Consider the following 16853-nt stretch of genomic DNA (forward strand, 5'->3'; position numbering starts at 1 on the left):
GTTGGGAATCAACGGGGCCTAAATTCTACGCGGCAGGCCAGCTCCGGGAGGGGCCATTTCAGGGCTGGTCAATTTCATGAAAAGTGTAACAATAGCAGGGAGGCAAAAAGGAGGTTGGCTAGAAAATTGCTGACTGTCAGCAGGTATCAAACTTTAACCCCCGCGGTTGGGGTGTTGCTTTTTAGATTCTGCCTAACTTGTACCGATTTTTTAGCACTGCGTGGAGCACTATACTTTGTCACAGGCGTTTGCGTTGAAAAAGCAGCCCGCTGAGTCGTGGCTGCGTCGTTTCATCGATGCGCGGACGGGGCAGGGGCAGCTATAGCAGCATTTATACCATTGGGAAGGTCCGCGGCTTGCCGAGCGAGCCACAATTACAGACAACGAGACTTTATGAAGCATTTAGTTCTTCTTACTGCATGGCTGGGTTTGGTACTGGGCGGCTATTCGTCGGCTCAGGCCCAAACCAAAGCGCCGGCTCCGGGTGGGGCGGCGCCGGCCGCCGCGCCCCGCTACCAGGTGGGCCGGCTCTCGACCGACCCGGCCCAGTACATCATTGATGTGCAGAGCATGATGGCCAGCACCAACAACGCCGCTGCCCGCGCCATGGGCGCCCGCCTGAGAGAGCTGTGGGGCACCAACCGCCTCACGTCGTCGCAGCAGGCGCGCATCGTGGCCTTGTCGCAGGTGATGCTGGCGAAGAAGTTTCGGCCCCGGCCGCACTTTGAGCAGCTGTACGCGGCCATCATTGGCGGCGCGAACTCGACCAAGCTCACCGACCAGCAAATGGACCAGTACCTCGACGTGCTGGGCCAAACCCTGGAGAAAGAAGCCCCACAGGAAACCGAGAAATTCATCTTCAGCACCAGCCGTTTCTTAAACGGCGGCTACTTCTACCGCTCCGGCTACAGCTCGCTGCGGGCCGTGGGCGGCACGATTTCGTTTGCGTATTCGCCCATTGCCGCGCCGGTTTCCAACCTGGAATTTGGCGCGTCGGCGCCCGCGCCCAAAGACGAGCCGCTGCCGGCCGCCAAGAAGCCTGTGGCCGCGGCCAAGACACCAGCAAAAGCGGCTCCCAAGCCCGCTGCTCCCAAGCCCAAGAAAAAAGCAAGCAGCAGCGGCTGGGATACGGCCGACATGTGGTCGTCGCCCTCGGGTGGCGGCTGGGGCGATTCGGACGACGGCTGGGGTGCGCCTGTGAAGAAAAAAGCGCCGGCCAAAAAGCCCGTGGCCAAAACGGCTACCAAGGCCAGCCCAACCGCCGCGCCCGTGAAAGCGGCCGCGGCCACCGCAAAGGCCGCGGACTTTGAGCCGCCTACGGCTTCGTTTACGCCCTCGGCGCTGCCCTACGACGACTACATGGCGCCGCCGGCCCGTGGCGCCGTAATCGTGGTGAAGGATGCCGACCTGCATATGGGCACGGCCGGCGACTCGGTGGTGCTGAAGAAAGTGAGCGGCACGGCCGTGCCCAACTCCGGCCGGTTTCTGGCCACGGGCGGGCAGTTTGCCTGGGTCATCAAAGGCAATCCGGTAACGGCCGACCTGGCCGGGTTTGACTTCGACATGAGCAAGCCCGAGTTCACGGTGCAGCCCGTCACCCTCACGTATCCGGCCGTGCTGGAGGCCCCCGTGAAAGGCGCGCTCAGCTACAAGAGCGTGCGGCGCAAGCCCGGCGCCACCGACACCGGCTACCCGCGCTTCATCTCGCTCACCAACGACGCCCGCATTAAAAACCTGGGCGAGAATATTCAGTACCGGGGCGGCCTGTCGATGGCCGGCGGCAAGGTGCTCAGCGCGGCCCTCGACGGCTCGCCCTCTAACCTTTTCGTGAGCCTGGGCGGCAAGCCCAAGTTCAAAGCGTCGTCGCGGGCCTACGTGCTGGGCGACTCGGTTATCACGGCCAATCGGGCGGCGGTGACCATCTACGAAGGCGCCAAAGACTCCGTAACGCACCCCGGCACCCAGCTCAAGTACCTGAAAGGCAAGCAGCAGCTGAAGCTGGCGCGCGAAGAGGGCCTCTACAAGAACACGCCCTACAGCGACTCCTATCACCAGATGGATATTCGCACCGAGGCGCTGACCTGGAACCTGAACAGCCCCACCATCGACTTCGCCGTGCTCTCGGCCAAGAACCAGCAAACGGCCGATTTCGAGAGCAAAGAATTCTTTACCAACAGCCGCTACCAGCAGCTCAAGAGCATCAACCGGCTGCACCCGCTGCAAATGCTGGTGGGCTACAGCCAGAGCCACGGCAACGCCAAAACGCTGAACGTGTCGACCCTGGCCACCGACCTGCAAACCTCGGAGCCCAACATGCGCAGCGCCATGGCCGGCCTGGCGCGCGACGGCTATGTGGAGTGGAACCCCCAAACCGGCGACGTGACCATTCTGCCCAAGGGCGCGCACTACGTGGCGTCGGCCCGCGATAAAAAGGACTACGACCATATCGCCATCAAGTCGCTGTCGGGCTCGGGCCGCAACGCCACCCTCAACCTGAACACCAACGAGCTGACGGTGCGCGGCGTGGACCGCTTCAACTTCTCCGACGACTCGGCCACGGTGTTTGTGCGGCCGGACAGCGCCATCATTCGCATTCAGAAAAACCGCAACATCAACTTCAACGGCACGGTGGTGGCGTCGGCCATGCGCTTCAAAGGCCGCGAGTTTAAGTTCGACTACGACGGGTTTTACGTCGACATGGCCAAGATTGACTCCATCGTCATTCGCAGCGAGGCCAAAGACGCCAAGGGCAAGCCCACCGGCAAGCACGCCGACTTTGCCCTCACCAACAAAGGCAAGGTCTCGACCGGCCGCCTCTTCTTGAACGACCCCAAAAACAAGTCGGGCCGCAAGAAGAAGGGCCAGTACCCGGCCTTCGATTCCAAGAGCGGGGCCAACGTGTACTTCCGCAAGCAGGACGTGCTGGGCGGCGCCTACGACTCCACGATGGTGTTCGACATCCCGCCGTTTAAGCTCGATTCGCTCAACGGCATCGGCAAGACGGCCACCGGCTTCAACGGCACGTTCCGCAGCGGCGGCATTATCCCCGACATTCAGACCAAGCTCACCGTGCAGGAAGACGGCTCGCTGGGCTTCGTGTACGACGTGCCCAAGGACGGCTTCCCGCTGTACAAAGGCCGCGGGCGGGTGTTTAACAAGGTGAAGATGAATGGCAAAGGACTGCAGGGCGACGGCACCATCACCTACCAGTCGGGCACGTTTACGTCCAACAGCTTCGTGTTTTACCGCGACTCGGTGGTGACGGTGGGCCGGACGGGCGCCATTGCGGCCAAGAAAGCCGAGGGCGTGGACATTCCGAAAATGAGTTTGCCCACCGGCTACCTTATGAACTGGAACGTGCGCCGCGACTCCATGTTCCTGACCACGCCGCGCACCGGCGAGGCCATCCGCATGTACACCGCCGCCGACCAGAAAACCAAAACGGTGACGGCCTACAACTTCAAAGGAACCGCCGTGCTGACGCCTAAAAACGTGGGTGGTGACGGCCGCCTCGACGGGCCGCAGTCGTTCATCAAGTCGCCGGCGTTCACGTTCAAAACCGACAGCTACTCGGGGCGCAAGGCCACAGTGAGCATCAAGTCGGCTGAAGCCAACAAGCCCGCCCTCACGGCCAACGACGTGGCCTTCGACTACAACCTGAGCCGGGGCTTTGCCGACTTCAAGCGCGAAGAAGGTAGCAAGGCCAGTATCGATTTACCGTACTCGAAGTTTAAAACCACGCTCAGCGGCGGGCACTGGGACTTCAAGAAAAAGCAAGTGGTGCTGCGCGTGGCCGCCAATGCCGACTCCACCAAGTCGTACTTCTACTCCACCAACCCCGACCAGCAGGGGCTGAAGTTTAAGGCCTCGAGCGGCGTGTACGACCTGGCCAAGTACCGCATGCAGGTGGGCGGCGTGCCCTACATCGCCGCCGCCGATGCCTGGATTACCCCGGACTCGGGCAAGGTCAGCATTGGGGCCAATGGCCGCATCCAGCGCTTCCGCAACGCGGGCGTAGTGCTCGACTCCCTGGATAAATTCCACCACTTGGTGAAAGGCAACGTGGAGGTGCTCTCGAAAGCAGCCTTCACCGGCAATGCCGAGTACACCATCAAAACTGCCCGCGACTCGGTGGCACTGCGCTTCGGCAACTTCGAGCCCGACCCGGCCGCGATTCTGGCCGGCAAAGGCAGGGCCGCGCGCAAGAACAAGGACGAATTTGCGGGCGCCGCCACGGTAGGCCCGCCCACTGTGGCCACGGCCGTGGTGAGCCCAGGGAGCAAGTTTCAGCTCACGCCGCGCATCGGCTACCGTGGCAACGTGCTGCTCAACTCGCGGCGCCGCGGCTTTGCTTTCGACGGCCAGGTGCAGCTGCAGTTTGGCAAAGACCGCAAGTCGGCCGAATGGATTGCGATGAAGGACTCCATCGACCCGAAGAATTTCAGCCTCAACCTGAAGGACATCAAGGCCGAGGACGGCTCGCCGCTCGTGACCGGCTTGTTCATGTCGGACCAGACCAACAAGGTGTACCCGCTGTATGCCGCTACCCTGCCCAACAATACCGATGTGTCCATTCTGAAAGTAGACGGCCAGCTGCGGTACGACGACAAAAAGGGCATTTACACCATCTCGCGCAACGACCTGAGCGACGTGAATGCCTACGAAGGCGCCATGCTGGCTTACACCGATGCCACCAACTCGCTCAGCTTCCGGGGCCCGATGACGTTCATTAACTCGAACAAAAACTACAAGCTGGTGGGCAGTGGCGTGGGCACCGCCAACCCCGACAGCGCCCGCTATTCGATAGATGCGCTGCTGGGCTTCGACATCGGCATGCCCGAGAAAGCCGTGGCCGCCATGGGCACCGAGCTGGCGCGCGTGACCAAAGGCTCGCCCGAAGCCCTGGACGGCTCCACCAACGAGCTGTACAAATTGGGCCAGTTTATCGGCAACAAGGGCGTGGAGGAGTACACCATGCGCAAAGGCGCCACCGCCGACCTCATGAAGCTCTCGCCCAAGCTCATGCACACCATCATGCTGAGCAAGGTAGACCTCCGCTGGAGCGAGAAGCGGCGCGCCTGGTACTCGGTGGGCAAGCTGGGACTGGCCGGCGTGGGCAAGCAGCCGCTCAACGCCCTGATTGACGGCCACGTAGAAATCCGCCGCGAAAACAACACCGACCTGGTGGAAATCTACCTCGAGCCCGAGCCCCAGACCTGGTACTACTTCAAGTACGCCAACAACCTGCTGCTGGCGAAATCGTCGAGCGAAAACTTCGACGCCGAAGTGGGCGGCAAGGCCAAGGGCGACTACAACACGGCCACCAGCTACGGCGCCTTCCTCGGCGACTTCACCGACGTGGATGCCTTCCGCTCGCACTTCCAGCGCGACTACTTGGGCAAGAGCGGCAAGCTGACCGCCCGCCCGGCAGCCCCGGCCCCCAGCACCTTCGACACCTTCGAAGGCAAGAAGGGTAAAAAGAAAAAAGGGCAGGAGGACGCCTTCGGTACTACCGACCCCAACGCGGCACCCGCGGCCGATGCCGCCCCCGAGCCCACCAAAAAGAAGAAAAAGGCCAAAGCCAACGACCCCTTCGGCGACGGCGTGATGGAAGATCCCAACGCGCCGGCTGCCACCGCCGAGCCCGCCAACAAGAAGGAAAAGGTGAAGGTGAAAGCCGCCGACACCCCTGCGGCGGCCGACGCAACCGAGCCCGACCTCAAAAAGGTGAAGACCAAGACCAAAGCCGCCGACGCTGCTCCCGATGCCGAAGCCGCGCCCGACCCGGCCCAGGACAAGAAAGAAGCCGCCCGCCTCGCCAAAGAAGCTGAAAAGCAGAAAAAGGAGGAAGAGAAGCGGAAGAAGGAAGAAGAAAAGAAGAAAAAGAAAGCCACCGAGGACCCCTTCGGCGACTCGTAGCCAACGGAAAACTCCCCTCCTCAATCCAGGAGGGGAGTTTTCGTTTTATACCTTTCCTGCATGAATGTCCTATATATCGCCCTTGCCCTGCTTGCCGCCTACCTCCTTGGTTCTATCCCAACTGCGCTGTGGGTGGGCCGCCGCTTCTTTGGGCTGGCCGACATCCGCGAGCACGGCTCCGGCAACGCCGGCGCTACCAATACCTTCCGGGTGCTGGGCCCCAAGGCGGGCTCGGTGGTCCTGCTTATTGATGCGCTGAAAGGCTTTGTGGCCGCCTACTTTTTGCCGGCGTGGCTGGTAGCCCAGGGAGCCATTCAGCCTGAGCACGAACTGTACTTTAAGCTGGCCTGCGGTGTGCTCGCCATTGTGGGGCACATCTATCCGGTCTTTGCGCAGTTCCGGGGCGGCAAGGGCGTGGCCACGGTGCTGGGCATGATGCTGGGCGTGGCCCCGGCCACGGTGGGCGTGTGCCTGCTGGTGTTTCTACTCATGCTGGCCGTGTTCCGCTACGTCTCGCTGGCCAGCATGACGGCGGGCGTGACCTTCGCGCTACTGCAGCTGCTGCCCCAGTTCCGGCCAGCCCAACCGTTTATGGTGTGGGTAGGCTTCTTGCTGGCCGTGCTCCTCATCTACACCCACCGGGCCAATATCGGCCGCCTGCGCAGCGGGACGGAAAGCCGCGTGCCGCTATTTGGGCGGAAGTAGGAGCGGGGGGGCAATATCCTGTGCTCAACCGGCATTTTAGCCCAATTCCTTAGGTAAAGACTTTTGCTGCTGTCTCCTTTATGCGGTCCCTGTTTCGCTTCCTGATTCTGCTGTTTCTCACGCTGCCCGCTGCTGCTCAGAAATACAATACCCCTCTGGGCACTGCCCCGGCGGGCTTCCGGTGGCAGGCGCTGCCCGACATCAAAGCGGCCATGCCCTTGCCCGAAGGCTGGTACTACAAGGCCGACGGGCAGAAGGGCGCCACTACCTACTTCCTGACCCGCGATGAAATAGGGGAGAGCGGTGAGTTTCAGCCCGGAGCGTCGCTGAACGTAGTGCGCAAGGTGAAAGCCAAAACCGGCCGCCAGGCCGCCGACTACGCCGAGTTGCTGATGCTAAGGACCGGGTTTGGCCCGGGGCAGCAGCAGTTGGACAAGACGTCCTCGGTCGACGGCCCGTTCTACAAGCGCGCGGTGCGCTACCGCGAAGCTCCGCCTGAGGCCGAGCCCCGCGTGGTGTACCAAATGGCCCTGGCCAACGCCAAGACCGACACGCTCTACCTGCTCACCTTCGAAAGCCCCGAGAAAGACTGGGCTGATGCCTGGAAGCTGGGCGAGGTAATGCTGCGTGAGCTGGTGCTGGATGCGCGCTTGTAACCGAGCCTGCTGAGCAGCCCAATAATTGCGAATGGAGCCGCGCCGGAACCCCAAAAGCTGTAGGAGCCGTATCGGCAGCGCCCGCTACTTTTACTCCACCGTTCCCAACCCATCACCATACTTCCCTGCCTCGCATGGCCAATTACCTTTCCGACAACCAAACGCGCTTCCTCGACGAGCTGATTGACTGGCTCCGCATTCCTTCCGTGTCGGCCGACCCCAAGTTTCACGGCGACGTGCTGCGGGCTGCCGACTACCTGAAAACGCGCCTGGAAGAAGCCGGCGTGCAGAACGTGGAAATCTGCCCTACGGCCGGCAACCCCATTGTGTACGGCGACTACATCACCGACCCCACCAAACCCACCGTGCTGGTGTACGGCCACTACGACGTGCAGCCCGCCGACCCCTACGAGCTGTGGACCTCGCCGCCGTTTGACCCCGTCATCAAAGACGGCAAAATCTACGCCCGCGGCGCCTGCGACGACAAAGGCCAGGTGTACATGCACGTGAAAGCCTTCGAGATGATGATGCGCGACGGCCAGGGCGGCGTGCCCTGCAACATCAAGTTCATGTTTGAAGGCGAAGAAGAAATCGGGTCCAACAACCTCGAAATCTTCGTGAAGGCCAACAAAGCGAAGCTAAAAGCCGACGTCATCCTGATTTCGGATACCGGTATTCTGGCCAACGACGTGCCCAGCATCGAAGTGGGCCTGCGCGGCCTGAGCTACCACGAAGTAACCGTGACCGGCCCCAACCGCGACCTGCACTCCGGCCTCTACGGCGGCGCCGTGCAAAACCCCATCAACGCCTTGTGCGAGATGATTGCCAGCCTGCACGACAAAGATGGCCACATCACCATCCCCGGTTTCTACGACAAGGTAGACGAGCTGAGTGCCGAGGAGCGCGCCGAGATGGCCAAAGCCCCGTTCTCCGAAGAGGAATTCCAAAAGAGCATCGGCCTGCCCGCCAGCTACGGCGAGAAGGGCTACAGCAGCATGGAGCGCACCAGCATCCGGCCTACGCTCGACGTGAACGGCATCTGGGGCGGCTACACTGGCGAAGGCGCCAAAACCGTCATCGCCTCGCAGGCCCACGCCAAAATCTCCATGCGCCTGGTGCCCCACCAGACCTCGGCCGAAATCACGGAGCTGTTTCAGAAGCACTTCACGAGCATCGCGCCCGTCGGCGTCACGGTCGAAGTGCGCCCGCACCACGGCGGCGAGCCCGTGGTGACGCCCACCAACTCGGTGGCCTACAAAGCCGCCGCTGATGCCATGGAAACCACCTTCGGCAAGCGTCCGGTGCCCACGCGCGGCGGCGGCTCCATCCCCATCGTGGCCATGTTCAAGTCGGAGCTGGGTCTTGATACCGTGCTGCTGGGCTTCGGCCTCGACTCCGACGCCATCCACTCGCCCAACGAGCATTTCGGCGTCTTCAACTTCCTGAAGGGCATCGAAACTATCCCGCATTTTTACCGCAACTACGCCGCCGCGCAAGCGTAGCCGGTAGGCACTATTCAACAAAAAAGCCCGGCTTCCATAGCGAAGGCCGGGCTTTTTTGTGAAAGACCAACAAGATTACCGTCCGTTGAAAGAATAGGTCAGGTACAGCTGAAACGCGCTGTTATGAAGACGGGTCTGATACGTGGTGTTGCCGGTCGTTTCATCCGGCCGGGTATTGGTTAAGGCCCCATTGTAGCGCAGGCCGATGCCGGGGCCGGACTTCTTCTGGTAACCCAGGCCCGCTACGTAGCCGAAATCAACGGTATTATATTCCTTACGGTCGAGCGCGGTAGTGGTACTGCCGTGCTGGTCCTGGGCCTTCAGCAGAAAGCCTACCTGCGGGCCTGCCTCAAAGAAAAGGCCGTCGGCATTTACGTGCAGTAGCACGGGCACATCGATGTAGTGCAGCCGTCGCTTGATGTCGTCGCCTAGCAAAGCCGGGTACTTAGCGCCTTTTTGTGAGTACAACACCTCGGGCTGCAATGCCACCATGTTGCTCAGTCCGACATTCGCAAAAACGCCAGCGTGGAGCCCGTAGGTGCTCGTGTAGCTGTATTTGCCGGCATCAGCGCCCACAAAATTGGTCAGCGACGCGCCGGCTTTCAGGCCCAGCGATATGTCGCTGCGCTGCGCCTGGGCCGCGCCCGCAAGGCCTGCCAACAGGGCGAGGGTAAAAAAGGTCTTTTTCATAAGCAGGGTAGTTGAATAGACTCGCAAAGCTACGCCTGCGCCCGACGCGCTGGCACTCTTACAGCCCAACTTATCCGCGCACTACCCCACGCAAAAGCCCGGTTTCCATGGCGGAAACCGGGCTTTTGCGTTGGTGAGCTTGGGGTTTCTTAGCGGCCGGTGCCGCCGAACGAATACCCAAGGTTGAGCCAGAAAGTGCTGTTTTTCAGCTTGCCATTGCCCAGGCCGTTGGCGGCGGTGTCCTTGTAGGTGTTGGTGATGCCGCCATCGTAGCGGATGCCAATGGACGGGCCGCTGCTGAGCTGGTAGCCCAGGCCCACCACGTAGTCGAGCGCCACGGGGCTCACGTCGCTTTTCACGTCGTTGCCGGCCTCGTTTTTGGCGGCCAGCGCGAAGTTGACTTCGGGGCCGGCTTCAAAAAACAAGCCATCGGCGTGGTAGCGTGCCAGCAGGGGCACGTTGATGTAGGAAACATCGCGGCTCAGCGCGTCGAGCGACGAGCTGGAGCCTTCGGTGGCATCGTAGTACTGCAGCGTGTACAGCAGCTCGGGGTGAAACGACACCACCTCGCCCACATACACATCGGCCATCAGGCCGGCCTGGTACGCCGAGTGCGTCTTCGCGTTGTAGTTGCTGTTTTTGCCCGTGAGGCTGGTGCGGCCGTAGCCTGCCGTGATGCCAATGGAGTTGGTCTGGGCCTGGGCTACGCCGGCCGCGCCAGCCAGCAAGGCCAGGGTCGTGATGATTTTTTTCATGCTATAAGAGAATAGGGCTGCTTTGATACGAATGGTCCGGGCTCTTTTCAGAGCCGGGCAGTATACTGATTAGCGGAATAAATAGTTGGTTTTATACTGTAAAGCCTTGATGATAAGAAAGCCCGGCTCTGTTTCAGAGCCGGGCCTTTTAGCAGCAAAAGCGCCGTGACTACAGGCCCAACGTATAGCCCACCTGCAGCTGGAACACCGAGTTGTGCACCTTCGGGTTGGTAAACTTTGCGCCAAATGCCTGGTAAGGCTTCAGGGCGTCGGCCGTGCCGTTGCCGTCTTTGTACACCTGCGAAATGTCGCCGGCGTAGCGGATGCCCATGCTCAAGCCATTGGGCAGCTGGTAGCCGAAGCCGGCCACGTAGCCAAACGCTATGCGGTTGAAGTCGTCGGTGCTGGTGCCCACGGCGAAGGCCGGCATGCTGTCGCCTTGGGGGTTGGTGCGGTTGGGGCCGGCCAGTACCACGGTGGCCTTATCGCCGGTGTCGATGGCACTTTTCTGGCCGATGAGAAAGCTGGCCTGGGGGCCCAACTCAAAAAACAAGCCTTCGCCGGAGCTGCCCCCGGTGTTCACCCGCAGCAGCACCGGCACATCGATGTAGCTCAGGGTTTGGCCTAACGTGCCGGATACGTTGCCGGTGCTGTTGAATACGGTTGCATCGCTGGAATCCTCGCCGGTGTAGCGCAGCTTCATGCCTTTCTGGGAAAACAGCACCTCCGGCTGCACGGCAATCATATCGGACAAAGCAAAATTGAAGGTGGCTCCGGCGCTGATGCCGAACCGGGACGTTACGTCCTGTTTGTCGGTGCCCGTGAAGCTGGACATGTTGGCGCCCGCCTTAAGGCCGATTTTCATGCCCGTTTGCGCCTGTGCGGCGCCAACCATGCCGGCCAGCAGCCCAAGGGAGAGAATTGCTTTTTTCATGAGAAGAGTGTAGAAGTGAGGAGCTTGATTATCGCCAAAGCTATAGAATAATTGCTATCCGATAATACTACTCTTCCCGGCGGCTCCCTCAAATAATTGAGCTAAATACGGCAAGGCCCGGCGTTCACGAAGAAGCCGGGCCTTGCGCTAGCTAGGTCTGCAAAATTGTCAAAGCCAGGTTATTGGCCAAATGGCAGCAAATAGCCCAGCTGCAGCGTGAACACGTTGTTGAACGCCTTAGGATTCTGGCTGAGGGTTACGTTTTTGGTATCAAGTAGCGAGTGGAAGCCGCGGGCGTAGCGCAGGTCCAGGCTCAGGCCGCCTTCGGTCATAAAGCCGATGCCGGCTACACCCGAAATGTCGAATTGGGTCAGGTCCGACTTGTATTTATCGCCGCGAGCGATGCCAGTGAAGTCCTGGAAGCTGCCGTTATCCTCCACCTTGTCGTTGGTGCCATTGGAAAACCGGGTAGTGGTTTGCTGCTTGTTGGTCGACCCAAATAAGAAGCTCATTTGAGGCCCCAGCTCGAAAAACAGGCCGCCTGCGTTGATGCGGGCCAAGATGGGCACGTCCAGATAGTGCAGCACGCGCTGCTGCTTAAACTCAACTGCGGAAACCTCATTGGGCAGGTTGCTGGTCTGCTTCGAGTTGACTTCGTAACCTTTGCGGTTATACAGGAGCTCGGGTTGCAGGGAGAAAAACCCGTCGCTGCTAATGGGCACGTTGGCGGTGAAACCCGCATTGTAGCCCCACTTGTAATTGCCGAGGTCGCTGTTGAAGTTGGGACCGGCAATTTGCGAAACGTTGTCGCCGGAAATGCTGGAGTACGTGGCGCCGATTTTTGCCCCTAAGCGGAAGTCTTTCGACACTTGTGCCCGGGCCACCGAGATACTCAAAACAGACAGGGCTAGTATTGCAATATTTTTCATGAGTATAAAGTGAAAAGGTGAGATAGGATAAATGGCGGGATAGGATAATTTTAGAGCTGCAAAACTTACTCGACGGGCATCGGCTTTATACCGACGTTTCGAGACGCGGGGTTGCTGAAAATGAAAAATTAATTTTTAGGTAACATGCTGTTATTTCAACTGTTGAGTTGTGATTTTGAGGCTATTATTGAGCTTGTGCGATGAGGGGGGCTTCCTCATTGCGGCAGCTTTCCAGGGGCTTACTGCTATTGCTGCTGGCGCTGGCCGCCCGCCCCGTGACCGCGCAGGTTGACACCACTACGGCCGAGGTTTCAGTGCCGATGCCGGCGGTTGCACCCCGGGCGCCGCTGGTGATGGGGGCCTATGCCCAGGGCAGCATCATCCTGGCGCACACCTACGCCATCCGGCACCTGGTCGCCTCGCACCCCGCGGGGTTTGAACTCAACTTCCAGCGCCAGACCACGGGGAGCGCGCCCTGGCACGGTTGGTACAAGTACCCGAAAGTGGGCCTGGCCCTCACGTACTATGATTTTCACAACCCCGTGCTCGGCTACGTCTGGTCGGCCAGTCCCTACATCAGCAAGTCGTTTTCGCGGGGCCCCAAGCACGACTTCAGCTTCCGCCTCGGCGCCGGCCTGGCCTACCTCACCAATCCCTATAACCAGGACACCAACCACAAAAACACCATCGCCAGCTCGGCGCTGAACGCCACCCTGCAGTTTCGCTTCGAGTACGACTACGCCCTCACGCCGCACCTGGGCCTGCTGGCCGGCGTGGGGCTAAACCACTACTCCAACGGCGCCACCACCAAGCCCAATTTTGGCGTGAACCTGCCCTCCGTGGTGCTGGGGCTCAACTACCACGAGCAGCGCCAGGCTCCCCAAGCCAACGCCAATGCGCCCGCGCCGGCCGAGCTGGGCCACAACTTCTTTAACTTCAGCACCAGCCTGGGCTTCAAGCAGCGCACCGAAGGCGACCGCCACAAATACCTTGTGAACTCGGTGACGGCCGCCGTGGGGCGGCGCGTGAACCGCAAATCCAACCTACTGGCCGGTGTGGAAGGCTTCTACGACCGCAGCCTGCAAGCCCAGCTGGAAGACACCACCCGCGCTGGCCTCAAGCAGCCCGATGTGAAAAAAGTGGGCGCCTTTGTGGGCCACGAGCTGCTGTTTGGCCGGCTGGCGTTCGTGTCGCACCTGGGCTTTTATGTGTACGCGCCCTACAAGTCGAGCACGGCCTACTACGAGCGGCTGGGCCTGAAATACCACTTCACTAACCTGCTGTTCGGGGCCGTCGACTTGAAGATTCACCGCGGGGCAGCCGATGTTATTGAATTCAAAATCGGCGCGAAGCTGTGACACCGGTCGCAAACGCTGCATCCGCTCGGCGCAGCATTTCAACCTAATAGCCCGACGTTTCGGCAATATTTTTAGCCTAACGGCTGGCGTGCGGGCCCATCTTTCGGTCGCGGTTCCCATTCAGCGCCGCGCCACATCGCATGGAAACCTTCTTTCTGGTTAACCGCTACCTGCACATCACGGCGGGCTTTATTGGGTTTTTTGTGGCGCCGGTGGCCCTGGCCGTACGCAAGGGAGGAGTAGCGCACCGGCGCTGGGGCAAGGTGTTTTTCTGGGCCATGGCGGTGGCCGGCACCACGGCGCTGGTCGGCGCCCAGCACATTCACAGCCTGTTTTTGCTGCTCACGGCCGTCTTTAGCCTCTATATGGCGGGGTTCGGCTACCGGTCGCTGTTTCTGAAACACCTGGCCTGGGACGCCCGGGTAGCTACTTTCGATTGGGTGGTAGCGGGCGTGGGGTTGGTGGTGTTTCTCGGCACCGTAGCCTATGCATTCGTCGCCGGCAATATTCCCGTGGGTGTGTTCGGGGCCCTCGGGGCCAGCACCGCCGTCCGCCAGCTGCGCGGCTATGCCAACGCCGGAAAATTGACCAAAAACCAGTGGCTGCTCAACCACATTTCGGGCTTTCTGGCTTCGTACATCGCGGCCGTCTCCGCGTTTTCGGTCACCAGCCTGCGCTTTATTCCCTTTCCGTATAATTTTTTGTGGCCCACGCTGCTGGGCGTGCCTGTTATCCTCTGGTGGCACCGCCGGGTGCGGAGCCAGCCGGTGCGGGTGGCACCAATCTTCGATTTATCCGGCTCACCAGCGCCGGCCCTTCGTAAATAAACCCGGTATAAAGCTGAATCAGAGAAGCACCCGCCGCGAGCTTCTCCAGCGCATTGGCCGCCGAGTGAATGCCGCCCGAGCCGATAATGGGCAGCGCCCCACCTGTGCGGCGGTGCAAATAGCGGATAACCTCGGTGGCCCGGGCCCGCAAAGGCCGGCCGCTGAGGCCTCCCGCACCCAGAGCCGCCACCTGGGCCGCATTGGTACTAAGGTTATCGCGGCTAATGGTGGTATTCGTAGCCACCAGGCCGCTCAACCCCGTTTCCTGGGCTATTTCGATAATGTCGTCGAGCTGCGAATCGGTGAGGTCAGGCGCAATTTTGAGCAGCAGCGGCCGGGGCGCGAGGCGGGCCAGGTTGCGGGCCTGCACCTGCTGCAGCAGCTCAATGAGCGGCTTTTTCTCCTGGAGCTGGCGCAGGTTGGGCGTGTTGGGCGACGACACGTTGACCACAAAGTAGTCGACCACGTCGGCCAGCGTCTCAAAGGCGGCTACGTAGTCGGCAGCTGCTTGCTCGTTGGGCGTGTCCTTGTTCTTGCCAATATTGCCGCCGATGATGAGCTGCCGGTTCTGGCGGCGCGCCAGCCGCGCTGCTACCACAGCCGCTCCGTCGTTGTTGAAGCCCATCCGGTTAATCAACGCCTCGTCCTGCGGCAGCCGGAACAGGCGGGGCAGCGGGTTGCCGGGCTGCGGACGCGGCGTCACCGTCCCGATTTCCACGAAGCCAAAGCCCAACGTGGCCAGCTCATCCGTCAGCGCGGCATTCTTGTCAAACCCCGCCGCCAGCCCCACCGGGTTCGGAAATTTCAGCCCAAATACCTCCCGCCCCAGGCTGGGGTGCTGGTAGTTGTACAAAGCCCGCAGCAGGGCCTTGGCACGCGCGCGGCGCGGCGCAGGTTGTCGAAAACCAGGTGGTGGGCGCGCTCGGCGTCGAGGGAGAAAAGGGCAGGTTTGACAAGCGCCTTGTACATGGGGGGGTTATCCGGCCCAGCCCTCACGGTCGAGGCTGCGGTATTGAATGGCTTCGGCCAGGTGCTGAATCTGGATTTCTTCGGTGCCGGCCAGGTCGGCAATGGTGCGGGCCACTTTCAAAATACGGTCGTAGGCGCGGGCCGAGAGGCCGAGGCGCTCCATGGCCGTTTTCAGCAGCATGCGCCCCGCTTCGCTGATTTGGCACACGTCCTTCACCATCTGCGGCGGCATCATGGCGTTGGAGTGGATATCGGCGTAATCCTTAAAACGCGTTTCCTGCACCTGGCGGGCCTTGTCTACCCGAGGCTGAATGTCGGCGCTGGTTTCGGCCTTGCGCGTCGCCGTCATCTGGTCAAACGTCACGGGCGTCACTTCCACGTGCAGGTCGATGCGGTCGAGCAGCGGGCCCGATACCTTGTTCAGGTACTTTTGCACCACGCCGGGGCCGCACACGCACTCTTTCTCTGGGTGGTTGTAATACCCACACGGGCAGGGGTTCATGCTGGCAATGAGCATGAAGTTGGCTGGGAACTCTATGCTGACTTTGGCTCGCGAAATCGTGACGCGGCGCTCTTCCAGCGGCTGGCGCATCACCTCCAGCACCGTGCGCTTGAACTCCGGCAGCTCGTCCAGAAACAGCACGCCGTTGTGCGAGAGCGAGATTTCGCCCGGCTGCGGGTTGCTGCCGCCACCCACAAGCGCCACGTCCGAAATGGTGTGGTGCGGCGCCCGGAAGGGCCGCGTGCTTAGCAGCCCGCCCCCGGCCAGCTTGCCCGCTACGGAGTGAATCTTGGTGGTTTCCAGGGCCTCCTGCATGCTCAGCGGCGGCAGGATGCTGGGCAGGCGCTTGGCCAGCATGGTCTTGCCGGCGCCGGGTGGCCCGATCATAATCACGTTGTGGCCGCCGGCCGCGGCTATTTCTAAGGCCCGCTTGATGTTTTCCTGGCCCTGCACATCGGCAAAGTCTGCGGAGTATTTGTTGACCGAATGCTGGAACAAGTCACGAGTATCAATCGTGGTGGGCGTGATGTCCAACCGTCCTTCAAAGAAGTCGATGGCATCCTGCATGCTCCCGACGGCTATCACGTCCAGGTTGTTGACGATGGCCGCTTCCTCCGCATTCTCCTTGGGCAGAATAATGCCCTTAAAGCCTTCTTTGCGCGCTTGAATAGCGATGGGCAGCACGCCCTTTATTGGGCGCAGCTCCCCATCGAGCGACATTTCGCCCATGATGATGTACTCGCTCAGCCGCTCCGAATTGAGCTGTTGCGACGCGTGCAGAATGCCCAGGGCAATGGGCAAGTCGTACGCGGCGCCTTCTTTGCGAATGTCGGCCGGGGCCATGTTCACCACCACCTTGGTGCGCGGCATGCGGTAGCCCCGGAACTTCAGAGCCGCTTCAATGCGCTGCTGGCTTTCCTTGATGGCATTATCCGGCAGGCCCACCACGTTGAAACCCGTTCCGGCCGAAACCACCACTTCAATAATAATGGTATAGGCATTGACGCCCTGCACGGCCGAGCCGAAGGTTTTGGTGAGCATAACGGTGGCTCCAACGGCTGGTTGGAGAGTATCAAAACGGATGGTAGAGAAGGAAAGCGGCGCAAT

The 16853-nt window shown here is 60.9% G+C and carries 11 protein-coding genes and 1 pseudogene; 6 read left to right on the top strand and 6 right to left on the bottom strand.

Features of this window, described 5'->3' with window-relative positions:
• The first annotated feature begins 393 nt into the window (after positions 1-393).
• The 4 genes from LJ738_RS17260 (at position 394) to LJ738_RS17275 (ending at position 8782) form a co-directional block, all read left to right on the top strand.
• Complete coding sequence (locus tag LJ738_RS17260; RefSeq protein ID WP_227787612.1) at positions 394-5919, top strand: hypothetical protein; 5526 nt, start codon at positions 394-396, stop codon at positions 5917-5919.
• 60 nt (positions 5920-5979) lie between these two features.
• Positions 5980-6624 carry a glycerol-3-phosphate 1-O-acyltransferase PlsY gene (plsY, locus tag LJ738_RS17265; RefSeq protein WP_227787613.1) on the top strand — a complete coding sequence of 215 codons (645 nt, stop codon included), beginning with the start codon at positions 5980-5982 and terminating at the stop codon, positions 6622-6624.
• Positions 6625-6704: 80 nt separating this feature from the next.
• Positions 6705-7280 (top strand): hypothetical protein, encoded by a 576-nt coding sequence (locus LJ738_RS17270; RefSeq protein WP_227787614.1) that lies wholly within the window; start codon positions 6705-6707, stop codon positions 7278-7280.
• 134 nt (positions 7281-7414) lie between these two features.
• Positions 7415-8782: a dipeptidase gene (locus LJ738_RS17275; protein WP_227787615.1), complete on the top strand. Its 1368-nt coding sequence runs from the start codon at positions 7415-7417 to the stop codon at positions 8780-8782.
• A 75-nt stretch (positions 8783-8857) separates the two neighbouring features.
• On the opposite strand, the gene LJ738_RS17280 is transcribed toward LJ738_RS17275, so the two are convergent.
• From LJ738_RS17280 to LJ738_RS17295, 4 genes are all read right to left on the bottom strand, one after another.
• Complete coding sequence (locus tag LJ738_RS17280; RefSeq protein ID WP_227787616.1) at positions 8858-9472, bottom strand: porin family protein; 615 nt, start codon at positions 9470-9472, stop codon at positions 8858-8860.
• A 149-nt stretch (positions 9473-9621) separates the two neighbouring features.
• Complete coding sequence (locus LJ738_RS17285) at positions 9622-10227, bottom strand: porin family protein (protein WP_227787617.1); 606 nt, start codon at positions 10225-10227, stop codon at positions 9622-9624.
• 169 nt (positions 10228-10396) lie between these two features.
• A complete protein-coding gene (locus LJ738_RS17290) occupies positions 10397-11161 on the bottom strand; it encodes a porin family protein (RefSeq protein ID WP_227787618.1) in 765 nt (254 codons plus the stop codon).
• Between the two features lie 179 nt (positions 11162-11340).
• Positions 11341-12090 carry a porin family protein gene (locus LJ738_RS17295; RefSeq protein ID WP_227787619.1) on the bottom strand — a complete coding sequence of 250 codons (750 nt, stop codon included), beginning with the start codon at positions 12088-12090 and terminating at the stop codon, positions 11341-11343.
• A gap of 218 nt (positions 12091-12308) precedes the next feature.
• Between LJ738_RS17295 and LJ738_RS17300 the strand changes: the two genes are divergently transcribed.
• Together LJ738_RS17300 and LJ738_RS17305 are read left to right on the top strand one after the other, a co-directional pair.
• On the top strand, positions 12309-13448 hold the full coding sequence (locus LJ738_RS17300) for an acyloxyacyl hydrolase (RefSeq protein ID WP_227787620.1): 1140 nt from the start codon (positions 12309-12311) through the stop codon (positions 13446-13448).
• A 140-nt stretch (positions 13449-13588) separates the two neighbouring features.
• Complete coding sequence (locus LJ738_RS17305) at positions 13589-14275, top strand: DUF2306 domain-containing protein (protein WP_227787621.1); 687 nt, start codon at positions 13589-13591, stop codon at positions 14273-14275.
• On the opposite strand, the pseudogene LJ738_RS17310 reads toward LJ738_RS17305, so the two are convergent.
• Together LJ738_RS17310 and LJ738_RS17315 are read right to left on the bottom strand one after the other, a co-directional pair.
• A pseudogene (locus LJ738_RS17310) lies at positions 14178-15244 on the bottom strand (quinone-dependent dihydroorotate dehydrogenase). The gene LJ738_RS17305 and the pseudogene LJ738_RS17310 sit on opposite strands and share 98 nt — an antisense overlap.
• A 7-nt stretch (positions 15245-15251) precedes the next feature.
• Entirely contained in the window at positions 15252-16787 is a 1536-nt protein-coding gene (locus LJ738_RS17315; RefSeq protein ID WP_068189070.1) for a YifB family Mg chelatase-like AAA ATPase, read from the bottom strand.
• Between the last annotated feature and the right edge of the window lie 66 nt (positions 16788-16853).

Origin of the sequence: Hymenobacter plasmatis (genome assembly GCF_020711255.1) — a bacterium.
In the GTDB taxonomy this organism is placed as follows: domain Bacteria; phylum Bacteroidota; class Bacteroidia; order Cytophagales; family Hymenobacteraceae; genus Hymenobacter.

What these genes read in the sequence shown, in the direction of transcription:
- LJ738_RS17260 (WP_227787612.1), top strand. Translation starts at nt 394, where the DNA reads ATGAAGCATTTAGTTCTTCTTACTGCATGGCTGGGTTTGGTACTGGGC.
- plsY (WP_227787613.1), top strand. Translation starts at nt 5,980, where the DNA reads ATGAATGTCCTATATATCGCCCTTGCCCTGCTTGCCGCCTACCTCCTT.
- LJ738_RS17270 (WP_227787614.1), top strand. Translation starts at nt 6,705, where the DNA reads ATGCGGTCCCTGTTTCGCTTCCTGATTCTGCTGTTTCTCACGCTGCCC.
- LJ738_RS17275 (WP_227787615.1), top strand. Translation starts at nt 7,415, where the DNA reads ATGGCCAATTACCTTTCCGACAACCAAACGCGCTTCCTCGACGAGCTG.
- LJ738_RS17280 (WP_227787616.1), bottom strand. Translation starts at nt 9,472, where the DNA reads ATGAAAAAGACCTTTTTTACCCTCGCCCTGTTGGCAGGCCTTGCGGGC.
- LJ738_RS17285 (WP_227787617.1), bottom strand. Translation starts at nt 10,227, where the DNA reads ATGAAAAAAATCATCACGACCCTGGCCTTGCTGGCTGGCGCGGCCGGC.
- LJ738_RS17290 (WP_227787618.1), bottom strand. Translation starts at nt 11,161, where the DNA reads ATGAAAAAAGCAATTCTCTCCCTTGGGCTGCTGGCCGGCATGGTTGGC.
- LJ738_RS17295 (WP_227787619.1), bottom strand. Translation starts at nt 12,090, where the DNA reads ATGAAAAATATTGCAATACTAGCCCTGTCTGTTTTGAGTATCTCGGTG.
- LJ738_RS17305 (WP_227787621.1), top strand. Translation starts at nt 13,589, where the DNA reads ATGGAAACCTTCTTTCTGGTTAACCGCTACCTGCACATCACGGCGGGC.
- LJ738_RS17315 (WP_068189070.1), bottom strand. Translation starts at nt 16,787, where the DNA reads ATGCTCACCAAAACCTTCGGCTCGGCCGTGCAGGGCGTCAATGCCTAT.